Consider the following 22187-nt stretch of genomic DNA (forward strand, 5'->3'; position numbering starts at 1 on the left):
CCCGGTAAGGCGTAGCCGCCACCGGGCAGGGTTAGCAAATCAGAAGGTTTCCCAGTTATCGCCATCGGCAACGGCCGGGCGCAGCGGTGCGGCTGGCGCTGTTGGCGTGGCCTGAACGCTGCTGCGGGCCGGGTTCATCCCCTGCAGGCGGAAGGTACCTACCGCTTCGGTCAGACGCGCGGCCTGATCTTCCAGCGAGGCCGCGGCCGCAGAGGCCTCTTCCACCAGCGAGGCGTTCTGCTGGGTCACTTTATCCATCTCAGAGATAGCCTGGCTGACCTGCACAATGCCACGGCTCTGCTCGTCAGAAGCGGCAGCAATCTCCAGCATGATATCGGTGACGCGTTTAACCGCTTCCACGATCTCGCTCATGGTGTTGCCTGCGGCAACCACTTCCCCAGAGCCCTGGTCGATAAGCGAGACCGACTCGCTGATCAGCCCTTCAATCTCTTTCGCGGCGTTGGCGCTGCGGCTCGCCAGGGTACGAACTTCGCTGGCGACCACGGCAAACCCGCGTCCCTGCTCACCGGCACGGGCGGCTTCCACCGCGGCGTTCAGCGCCAGGATGTTGGTCTGGAAGGCGATGCTGTTGATGACGGCGGTGATCTCAGAGATTTTCTTCGAGCTGCTGGAGATGTTGCCCATGGTTTTCACCACCCCGGAAACCATCTGGCCGCCGCGGCTGGCTTTGCCGGAAGCGTCTTCCGCCAGTTTGCTGGCATGGTGGGCGTTATCGGCGTTCTGCTTCACGGTGGCGGTCAGCTGTTCCATACTGGCGGCGGTCTGTTCAATGGCCGCGGCCTGCTCTTCGGTGCGCGATGAGAGGTCGGTGTTACCGGCAGAGATTTCACTGGTGCCGCGATAGATCTCTTCCGCCCCCTGGCGTACCGTGCCCACGGTATTCACCAGCGAACGCTGCATGGTTTGCAGGTCGTGGGTCAGACGGCCAATTTCGCTGCGTCCGGTCAGGTCTTCGGCCAGGGTCAGGTCGCCCTTCGCGATGTGCGCAATACGGTTCGCGGCGCGTTGCAGTGGGTTAATCACCGTGCGGCGCAGCACGATGAAGGTGATTACCGTCAGCACCAGTGCCAGACCGAAGGCGCCGACCATAAACATCAGCCCCAGCTGGGTACGGGTGTGGGCCTGCCCGGTGAGCATATTGGCGCGATCGGTACGGATCTTGATCGCCTTCAGCAGCACCTCGTTATAGGCGTCATCCAGCGGACGCGCCGATTCATTTTCATGGTTGATGATGGCTTCGAACATGCCGTTTTTGGCATATTTCAGCATCGGCTGCATGCCATCTATGTAGGCCTGATAGTTTGTCTTCAGCTCGCCATCCAGGGCTTCATCCGCCGGGGTGCGAACGTTACGGCTCATGTAGGCGGCAAAGCCCTCCTGGGACTTTTTAATCCGCTCTTCTGCTTCGGCTATGTTCTTTTTCATCGCCTCCATTTCGGCGATACGGCTGGCCGCACCGGCGTGGATCATGTTGATACGGGCCGTGCGCAAGTGGTTCGAGCTGTTAGATAACCCGGTGCGCACCTGAATTTCAGCCGTCACATCCTGCTGATCTTTATCTGCCTGCAGTAAAAAATAGCCTGCCAGCCCGGCGCTCAGGGCAAACAGCAAAATGATACCCCCCAGAATCGAGGAGAAAAGCGGGAGCAGCCTGATGTGGTGCAAGAAGCCCAGCTTATGTTGCGCCCGAACTGTTGTTGTTTTGTCCATAGCCGTTGACTCTCTCATAGGTAAGATGCGTGAAAACACGCCTGTAAAGTAGTCATCGGCAATACGGAGAATTTGATTACGGCTAAAAGCGCAACACGGGTCACACTTTCGTGATGATTATTAACGAAATGTCGTCCCGCTGCCCATCAAGGCGCAGCGGGAGAAAGGGTTTATCAGTTATCGCCGAAATGGATAACGGTACGGATGGACTTGCCTTCGTGCATCAGATCGAAGGCTTCGTTGATCTGCTCCAGCGGCAGGCGGTGGGTAATGAACGGATCGAGCTGAATCTTGCCCGCCATCGCATCTTCGACCATGCCCGGCAGCTGGGTGCGTCCCTTGACGCCACCAAATGCGGAGCCACGCCATACGCGGCCGGTCACCAGCTGGAATGGACGGGTTTTGATCTCCTGGCCGGCCCCGGCCACGCCGATAATCACGCTCTCACCCCAGCCCTTGTGGCAGCACTCCAGCGCCGCGCGCATCACGTTGACGTTACCAATGCACTCGAAGCTAAAGTCGACCCCGCCGTCGGTGAGTTCAACGATCACCTCCTGTACCGGCTTGTCGTAGTCGTTCGGGTTGATGAAATCGGTCGCGCCCATTTCGCCAGCCAGCTTGAATTTTTCCGGGTTGGTATCGACGGCCAGAATGCGGCCCGCTTTTGCCTGCACCGCGCCCTGAATAACGGCCAGGCCAATGCCGCCGAGACCGAATACCGCCACGGTATCGCCCTCTTTCACTTTCGCGGTGTTGTGTACTGCACCAATGCCGGTGGTCACGCCGCAGCCCAGCAGACACACTTTATCCAGCGGTGCCTGCGGGTTCACTTTTGCCAGCGAAATTTCGGCGCAGACGGTATATTCGCTGAAGGTGCTGGTGCCCATGTAGTGATAGATCGGCTCGCCGTTGTAAGAGAAACGGGTGGTGCCGTCAGGCATCAGGCCTTTACCCTGGGTGGCGCGAACGGCCTGGCAGAGGTTGGTTTTACCGGATTTACAGAACTTACACTCGCGACACTCTGCGGTATACAGCGGGATGACGTGGTCGCCCGGCTGCAGGCTGGTGACGCCCTCGCCGACTTCCACCACCACGCCGCCGCCCTCATGGCCGAGCACCGCCGGGAAAACACCTTCCGGATCCTCACCCGACAGGGTAAACGCATCGGTGTGGCACACGCCGGTATGGGTGATTTTGACCAGCACTTCGCCTTTCTCAGGCGGCGCTACGTCAATTTCAACGATTTTCAACGGCTGGCCAGGGCCAAATGCAACAGCAGCACGTGATTTCATCTTGCTTTCCTTTTAGTGATGTCAGGTTTTTATTTTAGATAAGAGCGCAGCAAATGGCCGACTTCCGCCATTCTCACGGCCCGCTGATCGGCGGTGGTCTCGCCCGCCACCAGCTCATCTTTGAGGTGAATTTCAACCATCTCGCCCATCAGGCCGTTCGCGGCTCCGCGCACTGCGGCGATCTGCTGCAGGATAGAGAGGCAAGGCTCGCCGGATTCAAGCGCCCGCTCCAGGGCATCGACCTGCCCGCGGATACGGCGCACGCGCGTCAGGACACGTTTTTTATCTTCAGGTGAATGTGGCATCGGAGTGCTCCTGGATACTGTAGGGGGGTATACTATTTTATTTTATACAGCGCTGCAAACGGGAATGTTCAAAGATGCGTGGCGGTGGGATGCGCAAGTAAGGACAGGAGAGCGTGGATGATTCTTCAGGAGGTGGCTGCCCTGTTAAGGGCAGTCGGCGTTGGCGATTTTATAGGTGACCCAGATTACGCGGCTTTCGAATAAAACCGCAGGGATGAGTGAGACTAAATATCATCCCGCGTGAAACCTACAACAATTTCGAGCGTATTGCGGATAACATCGGCAGCCTCAGGATCCGTTGTTTGTTCAAGCGCGTAAATTAACTGAAGGATAATTTGTTTATTGGAGAGGTTATCACCACTGAGAATAATACATCTTATCGCTGAACCTAATACGGCAGCCTCAACGGACAGGTTACCGCCGGCTGAACGGAAATAGGAGGCCAGCGCCTGATCCTGTAGGGCATTGAAATGCTGTGTGTGCTGAGAAACATTAGGTTTCATATTATTCTCTCAAAGATTAATGTTTTTTATCGTATTTATGCTGTGCAGTATTCACCATAAGATGGTGCATACTGTTGATAAGACAGTTTTTTCGGGCTTCTGTATGTACGCGACTACTGGATTTTACTTTCTGCTCAACCTCTAATGCTGCCGCTGACAGCGCGCTTCTTCTTTCAGCATCACGCTCCATGCTGGCCATAATTTTCAGTTTGACTGCCAGAGTTTTAAAATTGATTGGGCCGTTGTCTTTTAAAATTAACAATACTGCTTCGCCAATAAGATCGTCTCTCAGTCTTTCAGATTTCGTTCTATGCATAACTGTTCTCACGTGCCTGCTTTAAGCCACGGATGTGCTAACATGCTCTACCGTTCAAAAAACAGTGCGATAAGCTCATTGTAATGGGCAATTTCTGCTTCATCTTCCGTCTGTTCTACCCGTCGTAATAACTTTGTACAGATAGCCAGTCGGCTGAGGTTACGTCCCTCGTTCAGAATCTCACCGACAATAAGCCCCAGCGTTTCCTGCTGGCTACGCAGACTGGCCTTATTAAAATAGGCGGTGATTGCCTGAGATGAACTCAGGCGCGAACTGTTACCTCGCATAGGTGCTCCGGATTGATATTTAAGTTAGGGGTTAAACTGATGTTAAAAATATACTAAACCACCATAGTTGTACATAGCTGCTGTACAAGTTTTTGGGATTTTAAATAGCAACCTAAGTAACTTTTAAAAATAACACCGCCTTAACAAGCACTTAAAATTCTCTGACGTTGTAAAATTTACAAAAGAAAACGTTCGTAAGTCTTTCATTAATAAAACTTAAGTATCAACCTGCCATACCTCTAACCCAGCATGGAAAGCGAGCGGCCAGCGAAGCATAACCTGCCCTGCTGAGCCTTTATTTCAACACGCAGGCTGTACAACTTATTCATGTTCTGAGGCTGGAAGACACCTGCGCCGCTGTCCAGCCTGAGTTTCAGCGCTGCGCCACAGGCATCGCCCGATACTTTTCAGCAAAACCTTAAGGCAGATTTGCTATTTCCCTACCAGACTTAGGCTTTTTGCTTTTAAGGAGCCCATGCCATGAGGCGTCTGTTTACGTCGATTTTCTCCAGCCCTGAGTCGCTGCTACAGGTGATGAGTCAACAGGAAATTATTGAAGCCGTGGAGGACGGGGACCGAATCATCATCGATCAGGATGGCAACGCCTCGGTCAATTTCAAAAGCCGGGAGGTGCGGGAGGACTTTCTGCGCCATGTTAACGCGCTGAAGAGGGCCTGAGATGGGAACGGCAATCTTTATGGTGCTGATGGTTTCCGGATACTGGTACACCAGCCGCGACCTCTCCACCCGCTTTAAAATCAAGCGTTCCTTTGGCTGGGACGTCTACTTTCTTGTGGCGCTTTATGGCTGCATATTCGTGTTACAGGGTGTCCTTGCCACCGGTCTGGTCTGGCTGCTGCTGCTCGCCCTCTCCTGGATTGCGAATACCTTCCACTTTGTCTCGCAGGACTATGCCAACTGGCAAGTGGACTTTATGACCTGGAGCTTTCTGGGGATCCAGGCGCCAGTCGTGGTGATGCTGGCCTTCGCCATCCTCTTTTGTCTCTACCGTTCGAACTGGGCGGGCAGCGCCAGGCTGGACGGCGAAGGCCGCAAGCAGCTTTACAAGCGCCTGTCGCAATCCAGCGGTATTGAACAACTGCTGTATCAGTGTATGGAAGAAGGCGAACTGGCGCTGGTGACGCTGAAATCGCGGCGGATTTATATCGGTATGATCCATACCGCGACCCTGGAATATGAAAAGACGGCCAATATCGTGCTGATCCCCATGCTGAGCGGCTATCGCGACGGCAAAACGCTGAATCTGTGCATCGAGCACAACTACAGCAAGTGGTATGCCGACCACGATATTACCCTCGACTCACAGCCCAAAAGCGCAATGGCGTTTCGAAAAGTGATCATGCTGGACCAGATTGAAAGTCTTTCACTTTTCGATCCTGCCAGTGCCAGCGCGCTGGATCTGGATCGCAACGCGGAGAGTGCAGAGTGAATTTTTCTCATCATCATGAAGATGGCTCATGTTGCAGTGAAATTTAGTCGCTTTCACTCCCCTCCTGGCTCTGGCATAACATCAGTCATATTAACGTATCAGCAACATAAAGACTGAATTTCGCAACAGCGTCACGCTTTATGCCAGAGCCCAGGAAAAATCACGATGAATAACGATTTCACCTTCACGATTAAGCGCAGCCGTTTCGATGAGAATTACAATCCTTCGGAAAATACGCGTATCACCACCAATTTTGCCAATCTGGCCCGCGGCGATAACCGTCAGCAGAACCTGCGCAACACCCTGGTGATGATGGATAACCGCTTCAACACCCTGGCGCACTGGGACAATCCGAAAAGCGATCGTTATTCCGTCGAGCTGGACATTATCTCCGTTGAGATGCATATCCCAGGGGAGGAGACTCACACCACCTTCCCGGCGATTGAAATCTTAAAAACCAATATTGTGGATAAAAAAACCCACGCGCGTATTGAAGGGATCGTCGGGAATAACTTCTCGTCCTACGTGCGGGATTATGATTTCAGCGTATTGCTGCCCGATCACAATAAAAACCAGCCTGAATTCAGCATTCCGGATAATTTTGGCGAACTGCACGGCAACATCTTTAAGCACTTTGTTAATTCAGCGGAATATAAAAATAACTTCAGCAAGCCGCCCGTGATCTGCCTGAGCGTTTCCAACAAAAACAGCTATCAGCGCATCGGCAATGAACATCCGGTATTAGGCATCGAGTACCGCCAGGAAGGTTCTTCCCTGACGGAAGCCTACTTCAAAAAGATGGGCCTGCAGGTTCGCTACTTTATGCCGCCAGACAGCGCCGCGCCGCTGGCATTTTTCTTCTCCGGCGACTTGCTGAGCGACTATACCTTCCTGGAGCTGATCGGCACCATCAGTACGATGGAGACCTTCCAGAAAATTTATCGCCCTGAGATTTACAACGCCAACTCAGCGGCCGGGCACTATTACCAGCCCAGCCTGACCAACCAGGATCACTCCCTGACCAAGATTGTTTACGATCGCGAGGAGCGGAGCCAGCTGGCGATTGAGCAGGGCAAATTTACCGAGAAGCACTTCATCAAGCCGTACAAAAATATTCTTGAGCAATGGTCTGCTCACTGCGCGCTTTGATTAATTAAAACGATAAGGTCACCTGTTATGAAAACATTGCTCCCCACCTCCACTGCCGGCAGCCTGCCGAAACCGTCCTGGCTGGCACAACCCGAGACGCTGTGGTCGCCGTGGAAATTGCAGAACGAGGAATTACTTGCCGGTAAACAGGATGCGCTTCGTCTCTCCCTTGACGATCAGCTCCGGGCTGGCATTGATATCGTCAGCGACGGGGAGCAAACCCGCCAGCACTTCGTCACCACCTTTATCGAGCACCTCAGCGGCGTCGATTTTGAGAAACGCGAAGTGGTGAAAATCCGTAACCGCTATGACGCCAGCGTGCCGACCGTGGTGGGCGCCGTAGCCCGCCAGAAGCCGGTGTTCGTTGACGATGCGAAATACTTACGTCAGCTCACCACCCAGCCGATTAAATGGGCGCTGCCGGGCCCGATGACCATGATCGATACCCTTTATGACAACCACTACAAAAGCCGTGAAAAACTGGCCTGGGAGTTCGCAAAAATTCTCAACCAGGAGGCCAAAGAGCTGGAAGCGGCCGGGGTGGATATTATTCAGTTCGATGAACCGGCCTTTAACGTCTTCTTTGATGAGGTGAACGACTGGGGGATCGCCGCCCTGGAGCGCGCCATTGAAGGGCTGAAATGCGAAACGGCGGTACACATCTGCTACGGTTACGGCATCAAAGCCAATACCGACTGGAAGAAGACCCTGGGTTCAGAGTGGCGCCAGTATGAAGAGGCGTTCCCAAAACTGCAGACCTCGAATATCGATATCATCTCGCTGGAGTGCCACAACTCCCGCGTGCCGATGGACCTGCTTGAGCTGATCCGCGGTAAAAAGGTGATGGTCGGGGCCATCGACGTGGCAACCCATACCGTCGAGACGCCAGAGGAAGTGGCCGATACGCTGCGTAAAGCGCTGCAGTTTGTCGATGCCGATAAACTCTACCCTTCCACCAACTGTGGGATGGCGCCGCTATCCCGCGAGGTTGCCCACGGCAAGCTCAACGCGTTGAGCGCCGGGGCGGAGATCATCCGCCGGGAACTGGCGGCACGATAAGTGTCAGGCCGGGCAAGCGAGGGCTGCCCGGCGAAATGATTACAGACGGCGGCCACGCGCCCAGTAGGCCATAAAGCTGATCGTCTCTTTTGACAGGTTTCGTTCCCCGATAAGATAGCGTCGCAGATGCTTAACCGCGCTGGATTCCGCAGCCACCCAGCCGTGGAAACGGTTATCGCTTTGCGCGCGATCCCACAACAGTTCCCCTTCGGCCTCTTCCCGCACCTCCTGGCTCTGGGTCAGGGCATACTCCGGCAGTTTCACGTGCTGTTTGACGGCCTGTAACAGGGCTTCGCCATGGCTGGCGCCCGTCAGGTCACGCGCCCGCCAGTGCACTTGTGCAAAGTCATAGGCGCCGAGATCGATACAGTCGCCCTGCTCCGGCACTTCGATGAATACCTGTACCTGCGGGGGTGTATCGCGCCGGGCGAGCTGCTCCAGGATCCCTTTTACCGCAGGCCATGCCGTTTCATCCGCAATAATCAGGCCCTGTTCTGCATGAGGATGGGGATCCCACTCGTATCCCCCGCTGTCTTCGGGATAGTCACGGTTTGGAGCCACAATCTGCAGTTCGTCACCCGGCTGTGCCCCTGCCGCCCAGGCTGACGCCGGGCCTTCGGTGCCGTGCATGACAAACTCCACCTCCAGCTCGCAGGCTTCAACGTTCACCCGACGCAAGGTGTAGGTGCGCAGGATCGGCCGTATCGCTTCCGGCAGAGACTTGATTTGCTCCCACCAGGAGCCTTCTGACGTCAACGCCGACGGCGTGCCGTTCAGCGAGGGAAAGAGCAGTTTAATGCGCTGGTCCGGTGCATCCATTTTCATATGACGCACGTCGTCGCCCCGGAACACGCAGCGTAGCATAGAGGGAGAAAGCCCCTCTTTTCGCGCCAGTTTTACGTTGAATAAGCGATAGCTCTGCACAGCCGACATACCTTCACCTTAAAGCGCGTCGTGAATAGTTAAGATGGGCCGATAGTAGCAAAGGAAAATGATAATGAGAACGCTTATTATCTAAGAGGTGCTGAGATTCAAAAACTTAGCTTTTGAGCGCGGCAACGACAGCGGCTTCCATCTTCTCCGGGGAGGTTATCGGCGCAAAACGCTTGAGGGGTTTACCGTCGCGCCCGATGAGGAATTTCGTGAAGTTCCATTTGATCCGCCCGCCCAGCACACCGGGCAGTGCGTCTTTCAGGTAACGAAACACCGGGTGCGCACCCGCGCCGTTGACCTCAACTTTCCCGAACATCGGGAAGCTCACGCCGTAATTGATATCACAGGTCTTAGCGATCTCATCGGCGCCACCGGGCTCCTGCTTCCCGAACTGATTGCAGGGAAAACCCAGCACCACCAGCCCCCGTGAGGCGTACTTTTTGTAGAGCTTCTCAAGACCTGCGTATTGCGGTGTGAAGCCGCACTGGCTGGCCGTATTGACCACAAGAACCACTTTACCCGCATAGTCGGCCATGGAGATGGGCTGACCACGCAGGCTGGTGGCAGAAAGTTGATGAAACGTCGTCATTCAGGAAACCTCAGAATCATAATGGCACCCTGCCACTGACAAGGTGCCCACAGAATAGCTTACTTCACCGTTTCAATTTTAGGCGGCTGCCAGGTGCCGTCCAGAATTGGCTGTTCACCCCAGTATGCACGAATGTAGAGGGAAAGATTACCCTCAGGCGCCGGTAGCCAGTTACTGACTTTATCTTCTGATGGGCGGGTTTTGCTGACGTACAGGGTCAGGGAGCCATCATCGTTATACTTCAGGTTTTTGTTTTTGGTGCCCAGCGAGAAGCGGTTCAGCTCGTTAGGGCTGAACAGATGCTTGCTGTTATAGAGCGTTAATGACCAGAACCCTTTCACCGGCGGCAGTTCGCCTTTGGCAAAGGTCACGGTGTAATCATGTTCGCCGGACAGCTGGTTGCCCGCAGCATCGTTGTCGGTGTAGAAATACTGGGTTTCGTTCGGTTTGTTATCGAACATATTCGATTTAGAGGTGCCGGTACGGTTGTAGTAGTCCACCCCAAACTCAGCGTTGTTTTTCGAACGGTTCCAGCCATTGCCCGCCGGTACGCCGTTGTTCTTCCACTTAAAGAAATCAGCAATGACGGTTTTATCCGTTTCTTCTGCGGCAGCATCCATCCATTTGCGAATCTCGGGGTTTTTCTTGCCTGCTTCCACAAGGTGACGGTACTGAGCGTACATGGCCTCTTCGCCAGGCAGCGGCGGCACTTTTTCCAGAACATTAGCGAACTGGTCGAAGAATTTCTCCGGAACGACCCAGCGTGTTTCGCCTGCGCTGGCATCCGGTTTATCGCCGATTGCCGGGATTTTCGAGTATTCGAAAGATTTCATTTTGCCGTCAAACTGACTCAGCGGGTAGGTCATAATCTCTTTGATTGGCGCCTGAATCGCTGCCCGGTCTTCCGGGGTATCATCCATCTGGACGCGAGGGATCACGTTAGCCATTTCTGTGGAGGACTGAATCACACCGTTAATGCCCTGCGGGGTTTCCCCTTTCCAGTTAGGCCCGACAAGCAGATAAAAACCGGGCTTGGTGGCGTAAGGTTTACCGACGTTACCGATCTGATTGGTGCGGGCATCATAAATAGCGTACACCCAGAAGCGGTCGCCGAAATCGGGCACCTGGATGACAATCGGCTCTTTATCCAGTTCGAAGAAGCCCAGCCCGTACGCCACGTCCTGGTTTGGACAGGTGACGAAGGTCTCCTCCGGCTTGATGTAGTCCGTCAGCATACTGAGCTGACCCATCGGCGCGACCGGCACCATGCCGCCGTTCAGCGCCGGATAAGGTGCTTTGGTGATGGTTTCCCGACGGTTAAACTGATTCACCATTGGCCAGCCCCAGATGTAGGCCTGCTGCGCGATGGCTTTCACATAGCTCTCCGGCATGGTGACATCCGCCGAAGGTTGCGTGAGCTGATCGAACTGGGTGGCATGAGGAATAGTCAAGGGTTCGGTTTGGGCGTACGCCCCTGCGCTTAGCGTCAGGGCTGTAAACAGCGCCAGATATCTTTTCTTCATGTCATTTACCTTATTTATTGGTCTGGACCAGGTCATCCGGGATCCAGCTTTGATCGTAGAATCCGTCTTCGGTGCCATACAGACGCAGGGCCACGAGGAAATTACGGTCCGGGACGGTTTTAATAAATGCGCTGTCTTCCACACCGTCCGGTTTGACTGGGCCGAACCAGAGGTCGATAGAGCCGTCGTTGTTTTTCGGGATGTTGTAATAGCCGTTGGTGGACGGTAACAGCTGATCGGTTTCAGGCATGGTGCCGTCGGTAATGTTGTAGGCGGTGACGGCCCAGAACAGCGCCGCTGGCGGGTTGGGCGGCAGGTGCAACTTATAGGTATTGCTGCCGTTCAGGAACGTGCCGGTACTGTCTTTGGTGGCATAGGGGTATTTGGAGCCCGCGCCGGTGGTATGCATCACCATCGCCGCCGCACTGGAGTAAGCAATCTGGAAGAAGGCCGCGCGCTGGTTGGCATCAAGCGTGCCGTACTGCATCCATTCCGCCGTGGCGCCTGCCCAGGAGTTCTCCCACTGACGGTCTTTGTAATAGAGCTGGCGCTGGTCATCACGTCCCATCTGACGACGCGCGAGGATCATACGCGGGGCAGTTTCCACGGCTTTGTTCAGCAACTCCTGCTGCTTAGCCGTCGGGGCGAAAGGTTTGCCCTTCACGATGCCGATGCTGAGCAGTGCGCTGCGGGTGGCATCCGGGATCGCGGTCAGGGGTTCATAATCGACGAAGGCTTTCAGCTTTTGCCAGTAGCTGGCATCGGTGGGATAAACCATGTTCACCCGCTTCCCGCTGGCATCCGGGAACTGCATCGGCTTCACCTCTTTTTCCACATCCCAGAGAGGATAAACCCGGGTGGTTTCGGCATTTTTCACCGCCGGGACCGGATCGGGTTTGCCTTCACCTTTCCCCATGATGGTTCTGAAGAAGAGGAAGACGTTGTAAGTAGACGATTTAAACGCGTAATACCCCTGCGGCACAGGGCCGTCATAATCCGGCGGCAGAAGTAAATAGAGGCCACCCCGGGCGCGGTCTGGCCCGATGGCACCCACATCGGTAATGGTTTTCTGGAAGAAATCGGTAAACATCCCGATAACGTTCGGCGGCGCTTTGATCACCAGCGGGCCGGTCTCCTTCAGATCCAGATAACTCATGGAATAGATCACATCTCCGTTAGGCGTAGGCACCACCGCCCGGCTGTCCATGCGCTCTTTCCAGATCGGCAGGACGTTATAGCCTTTGCCAAACGCGGCCTCAGAGCCATCACGCAGGCCAATGGTGTTCAGCAGCGGCAGGGTCTGAATGTAGGCCTGAATCGCATCCTGATAATAGAGTTCGTCGCTTAACGACTGCGCCTCCTGCTCCGGTAACCAGTTACCGTTATTCAGTTGCTTCATCAGGGGAGAAAGCGGCGCGTCGGCGGCCATTGTGGGTTGAGCTAAAACGAGTGACAGCAAAACGGCAGAGGTGACTATTCGGCGTTTCATACGTATATCCCGATAATAGAGTAGTAAAAACGAAATTAACGACTTACATACAATCGGTGACGGCGTTTGGCTTAAAACAAGCGAGACAGAATGTTCTTAGAAAGGATAGTTGGTTTTGCAAAATGAGTAGTGTTTTTAGCGAGTTAATATCCGTGAAATTCACCCTCTATACTTAAGAAAATACCGGAGGTAATTATGTGCGGACGATTCGCCCAGGCGCAGACCCGGGAAGCGTATCTTGCCTTTCTTGCGGAGGAAGCCGAGCGCGACATCCCCTACGACCCTGAACCTATCGGGCGCTACAACGTTGCGCCCGGCACCAAAGTCTTGTTAGTGAGCGAGCGCGACGATCTGTTGCATCTTGACCCGGTATTCTGGGGTTATGCTCCTGGCTGGTGGGACAAACCGCCGCTGATTAACGCCCGTCTGGAAACCGCCGCCAGCAGCCGGATGTTTAAACCGCTGTGGAATCATGGCCGGGCAATTGTCTTTGCCGACGGCTGGTTCGAGTGGAAAAAAGAGGGGGAGAAAAAGCAGCCTTACTTTATCTCCCGCGCCGACGGGCAGCCCATTTTTATGGCGGCGATCGGCAGCACGCCCTTCGAGCGTGGGGATACCGCCGAAGGGTTCCTGATTGTTACCGCTGCGGCAGACAAAGGCCTGGTGGATATTCACGACCGGCGACCGCTGGTGCTGACGCCACAGGCGGCACGCGAATGGCTGCGCGAGACGGTAAACGGTAAAGAGGCGGAAGAGATAGCGCAGACGGGCGCGGTATCCGCCGATGAATTTCACTGGCATGCCGTCACGCGGGCAGTGGGGAATGTGAAAAATCAGGGGCCAGAATTAATCGATGATATCAGCACGCCTTAATGTCATTGATTCTGGCCAGAAATAATCGGTTAAGCCTGCGTCAGCTCATCTAAAAGTTCAGGGTGCTTATCCAGTGCTTTAAACAACAGCACTAACGGTTTTGGCGGTGCTACACGCCCCGTTTCGTAACGACTAAAGGCATTGACCCCGCCGCCAAAAATTTCTGCCGCCTGACGCTGATCCAGATTCAGGCGCTTTCGCACCTTAGCGATGAAAGTGGGATCGACCTCTTCGGCATTCACTTTGCGGTTAAACTCCAGCATGGCGGCAAAGTAATCATCCCCTTCCCCGTTCGCGAAAATAATTTCGCCGCACGCATCGCAAAACTGCCCCTTAACGGCATGAAAAATTGTTTTTTGGCCTTTGTATTCATAAGCAACATCGCGGCTTTCATGCTTCAACGCCGCGCCACCGCAGACAGGACATTTCATTTTCATAACTCCTTAAATGACACCACCAGCACACCATCAGTCACGATAAGTTTCATGTAAATTGTCTGGTCTTTATACACAGTCCGATACACGTCGTGCCAGCACGTATGGTCGTGATGAGCCGTCATACTTTTGTAAAAGTCGGTGGGTTCCAGTGCCAGGACAACATCGAAAATCTCCTGTCTGGAGCAAAATCCCATCCGGGCTGCGCCAATCAATGCAGAATGGGTTACTGCCGTCAGTCCAGCTCGTACCATCGTTTTAACGATATGTAAGCGAGTATGCGGCGCTCTCTTTTCCATAAGATTAACCTATATGCCAAATTATGCAAACAGGTTAATCATACAGCGGGAGCGAGTAAAGCATGCCTGTGATGAAATGCGAGGGTGACCGCAGATCAAATTCACTGGCATGCCGTCACGCGGGCAGTGGGGAATGTGAAAAATCAGGGGCCAGAATTGATCGCTAAAATAAGCGAGCCGTAAAATAAAGCCCGATGTTATTAAACGCCATTATTTCCAGAAATAACGAGGCGCCAGCAAATATAAATTCTTTACCAGCGTAGCGGCAAAATCATTAATCAGGAGGGCCAGAATTAGCCCTCCCCTTTAACACCTAAACCACCTGTTTTGGCCATCTTCTCCTTTTAGGAAGCGGCAGGCATGAGTGTGCGGTGAGTCGGGTTCCGCAGACGGAACAAACAGCACCATGAGGTTGGATTTGCGTTGGGCTAAAAGAGGTAAAACGAAACCGCTTGCTCTTGCAAACCGGGCACTCAAATTTAATGTTGGGAATAGCCCCTCCGGGCAGGTGAATAGAGCCACCACCATAGCCTAATTCTTCATTGCCCAGGGATATATCGTGCATATCCGACAAATATTTACTTTTATCCTTTGCACTATTTTAGTGAAAGAGATTTATCTGACCCAGGGAAAATCAGAAAAACGCGTGGTATATCGCGGGGATAACATTTCCCGCTTCATTTGCCACTTCTGCTCTATTCCCTGTCCGGCAAACCAGATTGTCCCGCGCCCTTGCTCATTAAGTTTATCCACGAGCGCTACCACCTAATCGAGCCCCTGGTTTCTCAATGCTAACCCAGAGCGCATTAAAAGCAGCTTCATAGTTACTCGCTATGCTACGTAAGCGTTCGCGTAACTGGAGTTCCATCTGATCGAGGTCATCACTGGGAATAAAATGAGTTCGACGAAGGAATTCAAATACTGAAAGGTCAGGAGCAGTTTTTTCAAGAGATGAGTCAAGGTGTCATTTACTCCCCTCTGTGCTTTCCCTAAACTTTGTAGATAGTGCATTTCATCTGGCTGGGAAGAGCTGTGTTCTCTGAGTTTTGCAAGGTCGCCAACGTTATTTCGCGAATAAAATCGGACACTCAATCTGGAATTTTTTGGACATAATATTAGCCCTTCTGGGCTTGCACCAGAGTGTCCAGATGGTTCCCGCCCCTTGATCTTTGCTACCGACATACAATACTGTATATAAACACAGTATATTTAGCGGTAATCATAATGCAGTTTTTCACACCCATCAGGCTACACCCGATCGTGGCATCCCCCAGGTTCAGTGATTTTACTCCCTGCGCTTTACCCGATGCCGCTCAGAACGATGTCGTGAAATCCGGGAACTCATCATGTTTGCACTCTGCGATGTAAACTCTTTCTATGCTTCCTGCGAGACTGTTTTTCGCCCGGATCTGAAGGGCCGGCCAGTGGTCGTTTTATCAAATAACGACGGGTGTGTTATCGCTCGTTCTGCGGAAGCAAAACCCTTTGTGAAAATGGGTGAGCCGTATTTCAAACAAAAAGATCTTTTCAGGCATTATGGGGTGGTTTGCTTCAGTAGCAATTATGAACTCTACGCAGATATGTCGAACCGGGTGATGACCACACTAGAAGAGATGGCTCCCCGCTGCGAAATATACTCAATTGACGAGCTTTTTTGTGACCTTACAGGTATACGCAACTGTCGCGATCTTACCGAGTATGGCCGTGAAATCAGAGCCACGGTTTTACAGCGCACGCATCTGACCGTTGGGGTTGGAATCGCGCAGACTAAAACTTTGGCAAAGCTGGCAAATCATGCGGCAAAACGATGGCAACGGCAGACCGGCGGCGTGGTTGACTTGTCTGACGTGGACCGTCAGAGAAAACTGATGGCTGCCCTACCGGTCGAAGATGTTTGGGGCGTAGGCCGACGCCTGACCAAAAAACTCGAAAGTATGGGTATTAAAACAGTATTACAGCTGGCAGATGCCGATATAAGGTTCATCAGAAAACACTTCAGCGTCGTGCTTGAGAGAACTGTCCGTGAATTACGCGGTGAACCCTGTCTTGAGCTGGAAGAGTTCCCGGCCGTAAAGCAGGAGATTATCTGTTCCCGTTCATTCGGTAGCCGTATTGCAGAATATGAAGAGATGCGCCAGGCTATCTGCAGCTATGCGGCCCGGGCAGCAGAGAAACTGCGTAGTGAACATCAGCATTGTCGATTTATATCGGCATTTGTTAAAACCTCCCCGTTTACAATTAACGAACCGTATTACGGTAATAGCGCATCGGTAACGCTGCTTACTCCGACCCAGGACAGCAGAGATATCATCGGCGCTGCTACCCGATGTCTGGATGTCATCTGGAAAAACGGACATCGGTATCAGAAAGCGGGCGTCATGCTGGGAGATTTTTACAGTCAGGGCGTCGCACAACTTAATCTGTTTGACGACAATCCACCCCGCAAAAATAGCCAGAAGCTGATGAATATCCTGGATCACCTGAATGCTGAAAACGGACATGGGACGCTTTATTTTGCCGGACAAGGGATCCAGCAACAATGGCAGATGAAGCGGGAAATGCTCTCCCCGCGATACACTACTCGCTATGCCGATCTCCCCATCGTTAAGTGATACTGGCCGCTCTGTAGCAGAGCTGCCCCTGCTCCTGTTGCTGTTAGTTACTCCCCCACGGAAATGGCTCTTCCAATTTCATTAGCTATCGCCTCCTTGCATTGCATGAGTTCTTGCCGATAAAAGTTTTCATGTTTATGGAAACGTGGAGACGGAACTAATAATGAGATCGAAAAGCGACCAAAAAGAGTGTCCAGCGCTACCGCTATTGTGCAGACGCCCTCGAGAGTTTCACCCAGATCTATAGCCAACCCCCTGGCACGAACATCGGCGATAAGTTCCAGAAGCTGTGGAAGGGTTTTAACTGTCATACCAGTGAGATCTTCATAGGCTTCGCCTACCAGTATGCGGACATCTTCATCACTTTCCATAGCCAGTAGCACACGACCGCCGGAAGTGCTGTAGAGCGGTAAATTAAGTCCAATACGAGGTACAACACGTAATTCACGAGATGCTACGACGTAGTGGACAATTGCCAGTTGGGTACCACTGGCACGTGCCAGGGTCACTGTTTCATTAACCCTGGCTGAAAGTTGCTCCAGGAAGGGACGTACAAGATCCACTACATCGCTGTGCACACTGGAAATAAGTTTGAGTAGTGCAGGTCCCAGACGCAGGCCACCAGCCCCGCTGCTACGCACAAGTTGAGCGCTATCTAAAGCCGCGACAATACGCTGCACCGTTGAACGAGGGAGAGCAACCTCCTGCGCAATTTCCCCCAGACTCATACCGCCCGGGTGTTTTCCCAGCACATTCAAAATTGCAGCTGCGCGGGCGATAACCTGAATCCCGCCAGTTTTTTCATCCTCAAAGCTTGAAGCATTTACGGCCATATAGAGCTCCTTATTGTCCGGTGACGGACAGCCTGTAACCTCAGTTCATGTATTAATTATCACATTGCAATGGATGCTATCGCAATGTAAGATGCCAGCATGTACCACAATACGGTACACCGTACCGTTTAAATGCATGGGAACTTTGTATGAATGCACAGCGTACTATCCCGCCCTCGTCCCCCTTTACCTGGCGCCTTGCAATGGGGTTTATGGGAGTACTGATTGCAGCCTTAACCTCCGGGCTTAATGGTCGGGTTATAGATATAGCGCTTGCGGATGTGCGTGCCGGCATTGGCGTGACTTATGATCAAACCAGTTGGTTCACCTCTGCCTACCAGGCCGCAGAAGTAGTGACAATGATGATCGCACCATGGTTTGCTGTGACTTTTTCGCTGCGTAAATTCGCGCTTGCTTGCGCGGGCGGTTTTATGGTTTGCGGCATACTTTTACCCTTACTGCCGAATGCGCCGTTATTTATTCTCTTGCGAACGATACAGGGCCTGTTTAGCGGCGCACTCCCTCCCTTACTCATGACTGTGGCGCTACGTTTTCTGCCACCATCGATAAAACTTTATGGACTTGGCGCTTATGCTCTGACTGCGACTTTTGGTCCAAATGTGGCCCCTTCACTGGCGGCATTCTGGACTGATGACGTGAGCTGGACGTTCATGTTCTGGCAAGTGGTCCCCGCCATTTTGATTTCGATGCTATTTATGGGTTGGGGTTTGCCGCAGGATCCGATTCACCTTGACCGATTTAAACAGATCGACCTGTTCGGTATGCTTACCGGCGGTTCTGGTATGGCGTTTTTAATAGTCGCCATCACTCAGGGTGGACGTCTGGACTGGTTTGAGTCGCCGTTATTTAATGGTCTGTTATCCAGCGCCATCGTCTGCCTGACGATTTTTCTGATTAATGAATGGTTTCATCCCTTCCCTTTGTTCAAATTACAGATGCTGGAGAGAAGTAACTTTTCATATGGCCTGATGGCGCTCGCTGTAGTGTTGGTACTGGCGCTGGCTGGCTCGGCTTTGCCGTCCAATTTCTTTGGCAAAGTAGAGGGCTTTCGGACAGCGCAATTTGCGCCGCTGGCTTTGACCATTGGGCTCCCGCAGTTAATTATCACCCCGCTTGTTGCCGCACTGCTTAGTCTGCGCTGGGTTGATTGTCGCTGGCTGATAGCTTTCGGAATTGCTCTGATGATTTTCGCCAGCCTGATGGGTATGCAAATAACCAGCGACTGGGCACGCCAGAATTTCTGGGCTATACAGATTCTGCAGGCGATTGGATTACCGTCAATTATTTTACCGTTGCTTATGAGCGCAACCAGCGTTGTGGCTCCCCCGGAAGGACATTATGCCTCTGCTATGTTCAATACCGTACGGGGTTTTTCAAGCATCGCTGCTGGGGTTTTAGTGGAATGGTTTATAAATCACAGAGAACAGTTTCATTCTAATGTTCTGGTCAATAACGTAGCCAACCGCCCATGGTTGATATCGACACCGGTCAGTGAGCAGGCCAGCAGCAGCATCCCTTTATTACACGACGGCAGCATCAGCAACACCGAGAACATCGCTGGATTTATCACCTTATTAAAACATCAGGCCATTGTTCTGAGTCTGGGCGACAGCTATCTGCTGATGACTGGCTGTGCCATCCTGCTGTTATTACTCACCGTCTGGCTGCCAAAACGTGTCTGGCCGCCCCACACACGTTTTCAACCTGCCATAACAAAATAGAGGTGGTTAAATGAAATTTCCTGTATCCAGAAGAACGATTCTGCTCAGCGCATTATTAATCCTGATGTTGACGATGATATTTTTCGTCTGGTCGACAATGCTGAATAATGATACCCGTACCAATGATGCCTATGTGAATGCGGATTACACACTGGTAGCACCAAAAGTATCGGGCTATATCAAAAATATCTATGTCGCAGATAACCAACGCGTTAAATCAGGGCAAACACTGGCCACGCTGGATGACCGTGACTACAAAATAGCGCTTGAAATGGCGCAAGCTAATTTGCAGCTTAGTGAAGCAAAACACCTGAGCAGCCTTGCACAACTGGAGCAGCAACAATCCATTATTGCCCAGACAAAAGCGACCCTTTTAGCCAGTCAGGCATCAGCGCAGTACGCCAGTCAGAACGCTGAACGTTTTAACAAGCTTTATCAAAGAGGTACCGTCGCTGCGGACGATCAACAAAAAGCCCATTCAACGCAGCGTTCTGCATCCGCAATCGTTCGTCAGAACGAAGCTGCTCTGACCTCAGCAGAAAAACAGGTAGGCGTGTTAAAGGCTGCATTACGTCAGGCAGAAGCCGATGTTGCAGTCGCGCAGGCCAGGGTTAGTCAGGCGAGGGTTAATCTATCTTATACGCGTATTATTGCACCCGTCGATGGGATGATAGGCCAGCGTTCAGTGCGCCTCGGTGCCTACGTTAATGCAGGGACACGTCTGCTGGCTGTGGTTCCGCTACATCAAACTTACATCACTGCTAATTACCTTGAAACACAGCTGGCAAATGTTCAGCAGGGACAGAAAGTTTTAATTAAAATTGATGCCATGCCTGGCAAAAAGTTTACAGGACATGTCGATAGTATCGCTCCTGCAACCGGCGCAACGTTTTCTGCCATCCAGCCAGACAATGCAACGGGTAACTTTACTAAAGTCGTTCAGCGTTTACCGGTGAAAATAATGCTGGATAGTAATCAACCCGATGCAAAATTATTGCGCGTCGGGATGTCAGCTGTTCCTGAAATTGAGATCCGCTAATGTTCCCCATATTTTCAAAAACCACCCTATTTTAAGCGCCTGACCGGAAACGATTATCCCGTTATCTGGACGTAATATGCTGTAGGATATAAATGTCACTGACACCAGGCTAAGTTCCTGTTATAAAAAATGCCTGTGCCATCGCGACCATATTTAGTCGACCCTCATATAAAGAGAGTGATCGACTAAATATTTTTATCAGGCAACAATACGGCTAAACGCGAGGTTAGTCTTCACGCCTGGCTATCAAAAAACTTAATGCTGCATAAGCTCCAGTGTTTTTTCCTTAACCCGCAGCAAAATTGTCTGTGCCTCTTCGGTTGAACGAATATTGGTATATCCAATGACTAATCCATAACGTTTTTGTGTCTGCGTATACCAGCTCGAGAGTGGCCGGACATAAAGCTCGTGCTCTATCCATAATGCCGCTAATGCAGTATCTTCAATGCCACGTTGCAGGAAGGCAACAATATGCATCCCGCCATCTGTAAGCTCAAATTCAAATAACCCTGGAAAGCTCGTTTCAATTGCCTCAAGCATCATGCGACGCCGCTGCTGATAGAGTAAGCGCATTTTTTTTATATGCCGGTAGAAGTGCCCTTCGCTAAGGAATTGCGCAAGGATTTTTTGCGGCAGTAATGGCAGACCCGTCTCAAGGATGTCGCCCAGCTCACTGAAACGGGCTACCGTCTCCTGTGGCATTACCATATAGCCGATACGCATAGCTGGCATTATCGTTTTACTAAACGTACCGGTATAAATCACCCGGTCATGCATATCGAGGCTTTTCAACGCCGGGATGACTTTTCGTGTGTAATGAAACTCTCCGTCGTAATCGTCTTCGATTATCCAGCTACTGTTTTGCTGTGCCCAGGCCAGCAGCTGATGCTTACGTGGTAATGAAAGGCTCACTGCGAGCGGACTTTGATGAGTGGGTGTAACGATGGCGAAGCGTGCATCGTTGTGATAGCGCTGAAGATAATCAACATCCATCCCCTGCCGATCAACAGGTATATAGTGCAGATTGGATGCCATTCGCTTCAATAATTGCTGACCATAAAAGTAGCCAGGATCTTCAAACAACACTTTATCGTCAGGCTGCGCAAGTACCGACAGAATTAACCGTAAATTGGCCCGATAGCCGCTGGTAACAAAGATTTGCTCCGGTCGGCAATTCAATCCTCTTGAAATATTGAGATAACTTGAAAGGGCCTCACGTAGCGGTTGAAAACCCATTACCGGGGGCATGAGCATTTCTTCCGGACGAAGACTTCGCGCCGCTTTTCCTGATATAAGTAGCCATTTTTTATGGGGGAATTCATCCAGAGCAGGGATTCCAAGCCGCAGATCACCCTTCCTTTCAGTAACCTGTATATGAGGTGAACGAGACGATACAGCGTTATCTGCGCTGACCGTTGAAGTCAGCCTGAGTTCCGGATTTATATAGGTCCCCTTCGCTCCCAGACTCACGAAATAGCCTTCTCCAGTAAGAATTTCATACGCGGTTTCCACCGTTTTTCGCGCTACCTGCAACTCGCTCGCTAGCGAACGAATCGAGGGAACGCGCGCCCCCGGTTTCAAAAGGCCGTTCTGAATTTGCTGGCGATAGCGGGCATAAATCTCTTTGTACCCCATGAAATGCACCTTTATATGTCCTACCAATTAAGGCGAATAATGGCCCTTTTTAATCAGACATACAAGATTAAGATATGGCTATTAACCAAGTCAC

22 protein-coding genes and 2 pseudogenes are annotated in these 22187 nt (G+C 52.1%); 9 read left to right on the plus strand and 15 right to left on the minus strand.

The window, feature by feature from the left end:
- Positions 1-39: 39 nt before the first annotated feature.
- The 6 genes from NB069_RS11680 to ycgZ all read right to left on the minus strand — a co-directional run bounded on the left by NB069_RS11680 (position 40) and on the right by ycgZ (position 4434).
- Entirely contained in the window at positions 40-1731 is a 1692-nt protein-coding gene (locus NB069_RS11680; RefSeq protein ID WP_250583717.1) for a methyl-accepting chemotaxis protein, read from the minus strand.
- A gap of 173 nt (positions 1732-1904) precedes the next feature.
- Positions 1905-3023, minus strand: a complete 1119-nt coding sequence (locus NB069_RS11685; RefSeq protein WP_250583719.1) for an S-(hydroxymethyl)glutathione dehydrogenase/class III alcohol dehydrogenase — start codon at positions 3021-3023, stop codon at positions 1905-1907.
- A gap of 29 nt (positions 3024-3052) precedes the next feature.
- Positions 3053-3328, minus strand: coding sequence for a metal/formaldehyde-sensitive transcriptional repressor (locus NB069_RS11690; RefSeq protein WP_039028624.1), 276 nt, complete (start codon positions 3326-3328; stop codon positions 3053-3055).
- Positions 3329-3552: 224 nt separating this feature from the next.
- Positions 3553-3831, minus strand: a complete 279-nt coding sequence (locus tag NB069_RS11695) for a biofilm development regulator YmgB/AriR family protein (protein ID WP_250583722.1) — start codon at positions 3829-3831, stop codon at positions 3553-3555.
- A gap of 16 nt (positions 3832-3847) precedes the next feature.
- Positions 3848-4147 carry a hypothetical protein gene (locus tag NB069_RS11700; RefSeq protein ID WP_250583724.1) on the minus strand — a complete coding sequence of 100 codons (300 nt, stop codon included), beginning with the start codon at positions 4145-4147 and terminating at the stop codon, positions 3848-3850.
- A gap of 47 nt (positions 4148-4194) precedes the next feature.
- Complete coding sequence (ycgZ, locus tag NB069_RS11705; RefSeq protein ID WP_250583726.1) at positions 4195-4434, minus strand: regulatory protein YcgZ; 240 nt, start codon at positions 4432-4434, stop codon at positions 4195-4197.
- A 480-nt stretch (positions 4435-4914) separates the two neighbouring features.
- Here ycgZ and NB069_RS11710 point away from each other — a divergent pair, with 480 nt between their 5' ends.
- From NB069_RS11710 to NB069_RS11725, 4 genes are all read left to right on the plus strand, one after another.
- The gene (locus tag NB069_RS11710; RefSeq protein ID WP_039028617.1) at positions 4915-5112 is read left to right on the plus strand and encodes a hypothetical protein; all 198 of its coding nucleotides are present in this window, start codon (positions 4915-4917) and stop codon (positions 5110-5112) included.
- A gap of 1 nt (position 5113) precedes the next feature.
- Complete coding sequence (locus tag NB069_RS11715) at positions 5114-5884, plus strand: hypothetical protein (RefSeq protein ID WP_250583728.1); 771 nt, start codon at positions 5114-5116, stop codon at positions 5882-5884.
- A gap of 165 nt (positions 5885-6049) precedes the next feature.
- The gene (locus tag NB069_RS11720) at positions 6050-7033 is read left to right on the plus strand and encodes a DUF1852 domain-containing protein (RefSeq protein ID WP_250583730.1); all 984 of its coding nucleotides are present in this window, start codon (positions 6050-6052) and stop codon (positions 7031-7033) included.
- Between the two features lie 27 nt (positions 7034-7060).
- Positions 7061-8092: a methionine synthase gene (locus tag NB069_RS11725; protein ID WP_250583732.1), complete on the plus strand. Its 1032-nt coding sequence runs from the start codon at positions 7061-7063 to the stop codon at positions 8090-8092.
- Positions 8093-8131: 39 nt separating this feature from the next.
- On the opposite strand, the gene NB069_RS11730 is transcribed toward NB069_RS11725, so the two are convergent.
- From NB069_RS11730 to NB069_RS11745, 4 genes are all read right to left on the minus strand, one after another.
- Positions 8132-9025: a siderophore-interacting protein gene (locus NB069_RS11730; RefSeq protein ID WP_250583734.1), complete on the minus strand. Its 894-nt coding sequence runs from the start codon at positions 9023-9025 to the stop codon at positions 8132-8134.
- A gap of 106 nt (positions 9026-9131) precedes the next feature.
- Complete coding sequence (locus tag NB069_RS11735; RefSeq protein WP_250583736.1) at positions 9132-9614, minus strand: glutathione peroxidase; 483 nt, start codon at positions 9612-9614, stop codon at positions 9132-9134.
- 59 nt (positions 9615-9673) lie between these two features.
- On the minus strand, positions 9674-11137 hold the full coding sequence (locus NB069_RS11740; protein WP_250583738.1) for a DUF1254 domain-containing protein: 1464 nt from the start codon (positions 11135-11137) through the stop codon (positions 9674-9676).
- Between the two features lie 10 nt (positions 11138-11147).
- A complete protein-coding gene (locus tag NB069_RS11745; protein ID WP_250583740.1) occupies positions 11148-12626 on the minus strand; it encodes a DUF1254 domain-containing protein in 1479 nt (492 codons plus the stop codon).
- A gap of 195 nt (positions 12627-12821) precedes the next feature.
- Here NB069_RS11745 and NB069_RS11750 point away from each other — a divergent pair, with 195 nt between their 5' ends.
- Positions 12822-13499, plus strand: a complete 678-nt coding sequence (locus NB069_RS11750) for an SOS response-associated peptidase (protein WP_250583742.1) — start codon at positions 12822-12824, stop codon at positions 13497-13499.
- 29 nt (positions 13500-13528) lie between these two features.
- Here the strand turns inward: NB069_RS11750 and NB069_RS11755 are convergent, their stop codons facing one another.
- Together NB069_RS11755 and NB069_RS11760 are read right to left on the minus strand one after the other, a co-directional pair.
- A complete protein-coding gene (locus NB069_RS11755; RefSeq protein ID WP_350223416.1) occupies positions 13529-13930 on the minus strand; it encodes a type II toxin-antitoxin system MqsA family antitoxin in 402 nt (133 codons plus the stop codon).
- Between the two features lie 2 nt (positions 13931-13932).
- Entirely contained in the window at positions 13933-14232 is a 300-nt protein-coding gene (locus NB069_RS11760) for a type II toxin-antitoxin system MqsR family toxin (protein ID WP_350223392.1), read from the minus strand.
- Between the two features lie 84 nt (positions 14233-14316).
- On the opposite strand from NB069_RS11760, the pseudogene NB069_RS11765 reads away from it, so the two are divergent.
- Positions 14317-14415: pseudogene (locus NB069_RS11765) on the plus strand (SOS response-associated peptidase); the annotation flags it as partial.
- A 432-nt stretch (positions 14416-14847) separates the two neighbouring features.
- Here the strand turns inward: NB069_RS11765 and NB069_RS11770 are convergent.
- Positions 14848-14985 (minus strand): annotated as a pseudogene (locus NB069_RS11770) (DUF4113 domain-containing protein); the annotation flags it as partial.
- A gap of 593 nt (positions 14986-15578) precedes the next feature.
- On the opposite strand from NB069_RS11770, the gene NB069_RS11775 reads away from it, so the two are divergent.
- Positions 15579-16844, plus strand: a complete 1266-nt coding sequence (locus NB069_RS11775) for a Y-family DNA polymerase (protein ID WP_250583746.1) — start codon at positions 15579-15581, stop codon at positions 16842-16844.
- A 47-nt stretch (positions 16845-16891) separates the two neighbouring features.
- Here the strand turns inward: NB069_RS11775 and NB069_RS11780 are convergent, their stop codons facing one another.
- The gene (locus tag NB069_RS11780; protein WP_250583748.1) at positions 16892-17677 is read right to left on the minus strand and encodes an IclR family transcriptional regulator; all 786 of its coding nucleotides are present in this window, start codon (positions 17675-17677) and stop codon (positions 16892-16894) included.
- Between the two features lie 149 nt (positions 17678-17826).
- Between NB069_RS11780 and NB069_RS11785 the strand changes: the two genes are divergently transcribed.
- Together NB069_RS11785 and NB069_RS11790 are read left to right on the plus strand one after the other, a co-directional pair.
- A complete protein-coding gene (locus NB069_RS11785) occupies positions 17827-19419 on the plus strand; it encodes an MFS transporter (RefSeq protein ID WP_250583750.1) in 1593 nt (530 codons plus the stop codon).
- Between the two features lie 10 nt (positions 19420-19429).
- Positions 19430-20458, plus strand: a complete 1029-nt coding sequence (locus NB069_RS11790; RefSeq protein ID WP_250583752.1) for an HlyD family secretion protein — start codon at positions 19430-19432, stop codon at positions 20456-20458.
- 255 nt (positions 20459-20713) lie between these two features.
- Here NB069_RS11790 and NB069_RS11795 read toward each other — a convergent pair whose 3' ends face one another.
- A complete protein-coding gene (locus NB069_RS11795) occupies positions 20714-22093 on the minus strand; it encodes a PLP-dependent aminotransferase family protein (protein WP_250583754.1) in 1380 nt (459 codons plus the stop codon).
- Between the last annotated feature and the right edge of the window lie 94 nt (positions 22094-22187).

Source organism: Leclercia adecarboxylata, assembly GCF_023639785.1.
Classification (GTDB): domain Bacteria; phylum Pseudomonadota; class Gammaproteobacteria; order Enterobacterales; family Enterobacteriaceae; genus Enterobacter; species Enterobacter adecarboxylatus_D.

What these genes read in the sequence shown, in the direction of transcription:
- NB069_RS11680 (WP_250583717.1), bottom strand. Translation starts at nt 1,731, where the DNA reads ATGGACAAAACAACAACAGTTCGGGCGCAACATAAGCTGGGCTTCTTG.
- NB069_RS11685 (WP_250583719.1), bottom strand. Translation starts at nt 3,023, where the DNA reads ATGAAATCACGTGCTGCTGTTGCATTTGGCCCTGGCCAGCCGTTGAAA.
- NB069_RS11690 (WP_039028624.1), bottom strand. Translation starts at nt 3,328, where the DNA reads ATGCCACATTCACCTGAAGATAAAAAACGTGTCCTGACGCGCGTGCGC.
- NB069_RS11695 (WP_250583722.1), bottom strand. Translation starts at nt 3,831, where the DNA reads ATGAAACCTAATGTTTCTCAGCACACACAGCATTTCAATGCCCTACAG.
- NB069_RS11700 (WP_250583724.1), bottom strand. Translation starts at nt 4,147, where the DNA reads ATGCATAGAACGAAATCTGAAAGACTGAGAGACGATCTTATTGGCGAA.
- ycgZ (WP_250583726.1), bottom strand. Translation starts at nt 4,434, where the DNA reads ATGCGAGGTAACAGTTCGCGCCTGAGTTCATCTCAGGCAATCACCGCC.
- NB069_RS11710 (WP_039028617.1), top strand. Translation starts at nt 4,915, where the DNA reads ATGAGGCGTCTGTTTACGTCGATTTTCTCCAGCCCTGAGTCGCTGCTA.
- NB069_RS11715 (WP_250583728.1), top strand. Translation starts at nt 5,114, where the DNA reads ATGGGAACGGCAATCTTTATGGTGCTGATGGTTTCCGGATACTGGTAC.
- NB069_RS11720 (WP_250583730.1), top strand. Translation starts at nt 6,050, where the DNA reads ATGAATAACGATTTCACCTTCACGATTAAGCGCAGCCGTTTCGATGAG.
- NB069_RS11725 (WP_250583732.1), top strand. Translation starts at nt 7,061, where the DNA reads ATGAAAACATTGCTCCCCACCTCCACTGCCGGCAGCCTGCCGAAACCG.
- NB069_RS11730 (WP_250583734.1), bottom strand. Translation starts at nt 9,025, where the DNA reads ATGTCGGCTGTGCAGAGCTATCGCTTATTCAACGTAAAACTGGCGCGA.
- NB069_RS11735 (WP_250583736.1), bottom strand. Translation starts at nt 9,614, where the DNA reads ATGACGACGTTTCATCAACTTTCTGCCACCAGCCTGCGTGGTCAGCCC.
- NB069_RS11740 (WP_250583738.1), bottom strand. Translation starts at nt 11,137, where the DNA reads ATGAAGAAAAGATATCTGGCGCTGTTTACAGCCCTGACGCTAAGCGCA.
- NB069_RS11745 (WP_250583740.1), bottom strand. Translation starts at nt 12,626, where the DNA reads ATGAAACGCCGAATAGTCACCTCTGCCGTTTTGCTGTCACTCGTTTTA.
- NB069_RS11750 (WP_250583742.1), top strand. Translation starts at nt 12,822, where the DNA reads ATGTGCGGACGATTCGCCCAGGCGCAGACCCGGGAAGCGTATCTTGCC.
- NB069_RS11755 (WP_350223416.1), bottom strand. Translation starts at nt 13,930, where the DNA reads ATGAAATGTCCTGTCTGCGGTGGCGCGGCGTTGAAGCATGAAAGCCGC.
- NB069_RS11760 (WP_350223392.1), bottom strand. Translation starts at nt 14,232, where the DNA reads ATGGAAAAGAGAGCGCCGCATACTCGCTTACATATCGTTAAAACGATG.
- NB069_RS11775 (WP_250583746.1), top strand. Translation starts at nt 15,579, where the DNA reads ATGTTTGCACTCTGCGATGTAAACTCTTTCTATGCTTCCTGCGAGACT.
- NB069_RS11780 (WP_250583748.1), bottom strand. Translation starts at nt 17,677, where the DNA reads ATGGCCGTAAATGCTTCAAGCTTTGAGGATGAAAAAACTGGCGGGATT.
- NB069_RS11785 (WP_250583750.1), top strand. Translation starts at nt 17,827, where the DNA reads ATGAATGCACAGCGTACTATCCCGCCCTCGTCCCCCTTTACCTGGCGC.
- NB069_RS11790 (WP_250583752.1), top strand. Translation starts at nt 19,430, where the DNA reads ATGAAATTTCCTGTATCCAGAAGAACGATTCTGCTCAGCGCATTATTA.
- NB069_RS11795 (WP_250583754.1), bottom strand. Translation starts at nt 22,093, where the DNA reads ATGGGGTACAAAGAGATTTATGCCCGCTATCGCCAGCAAATTCAGAAC.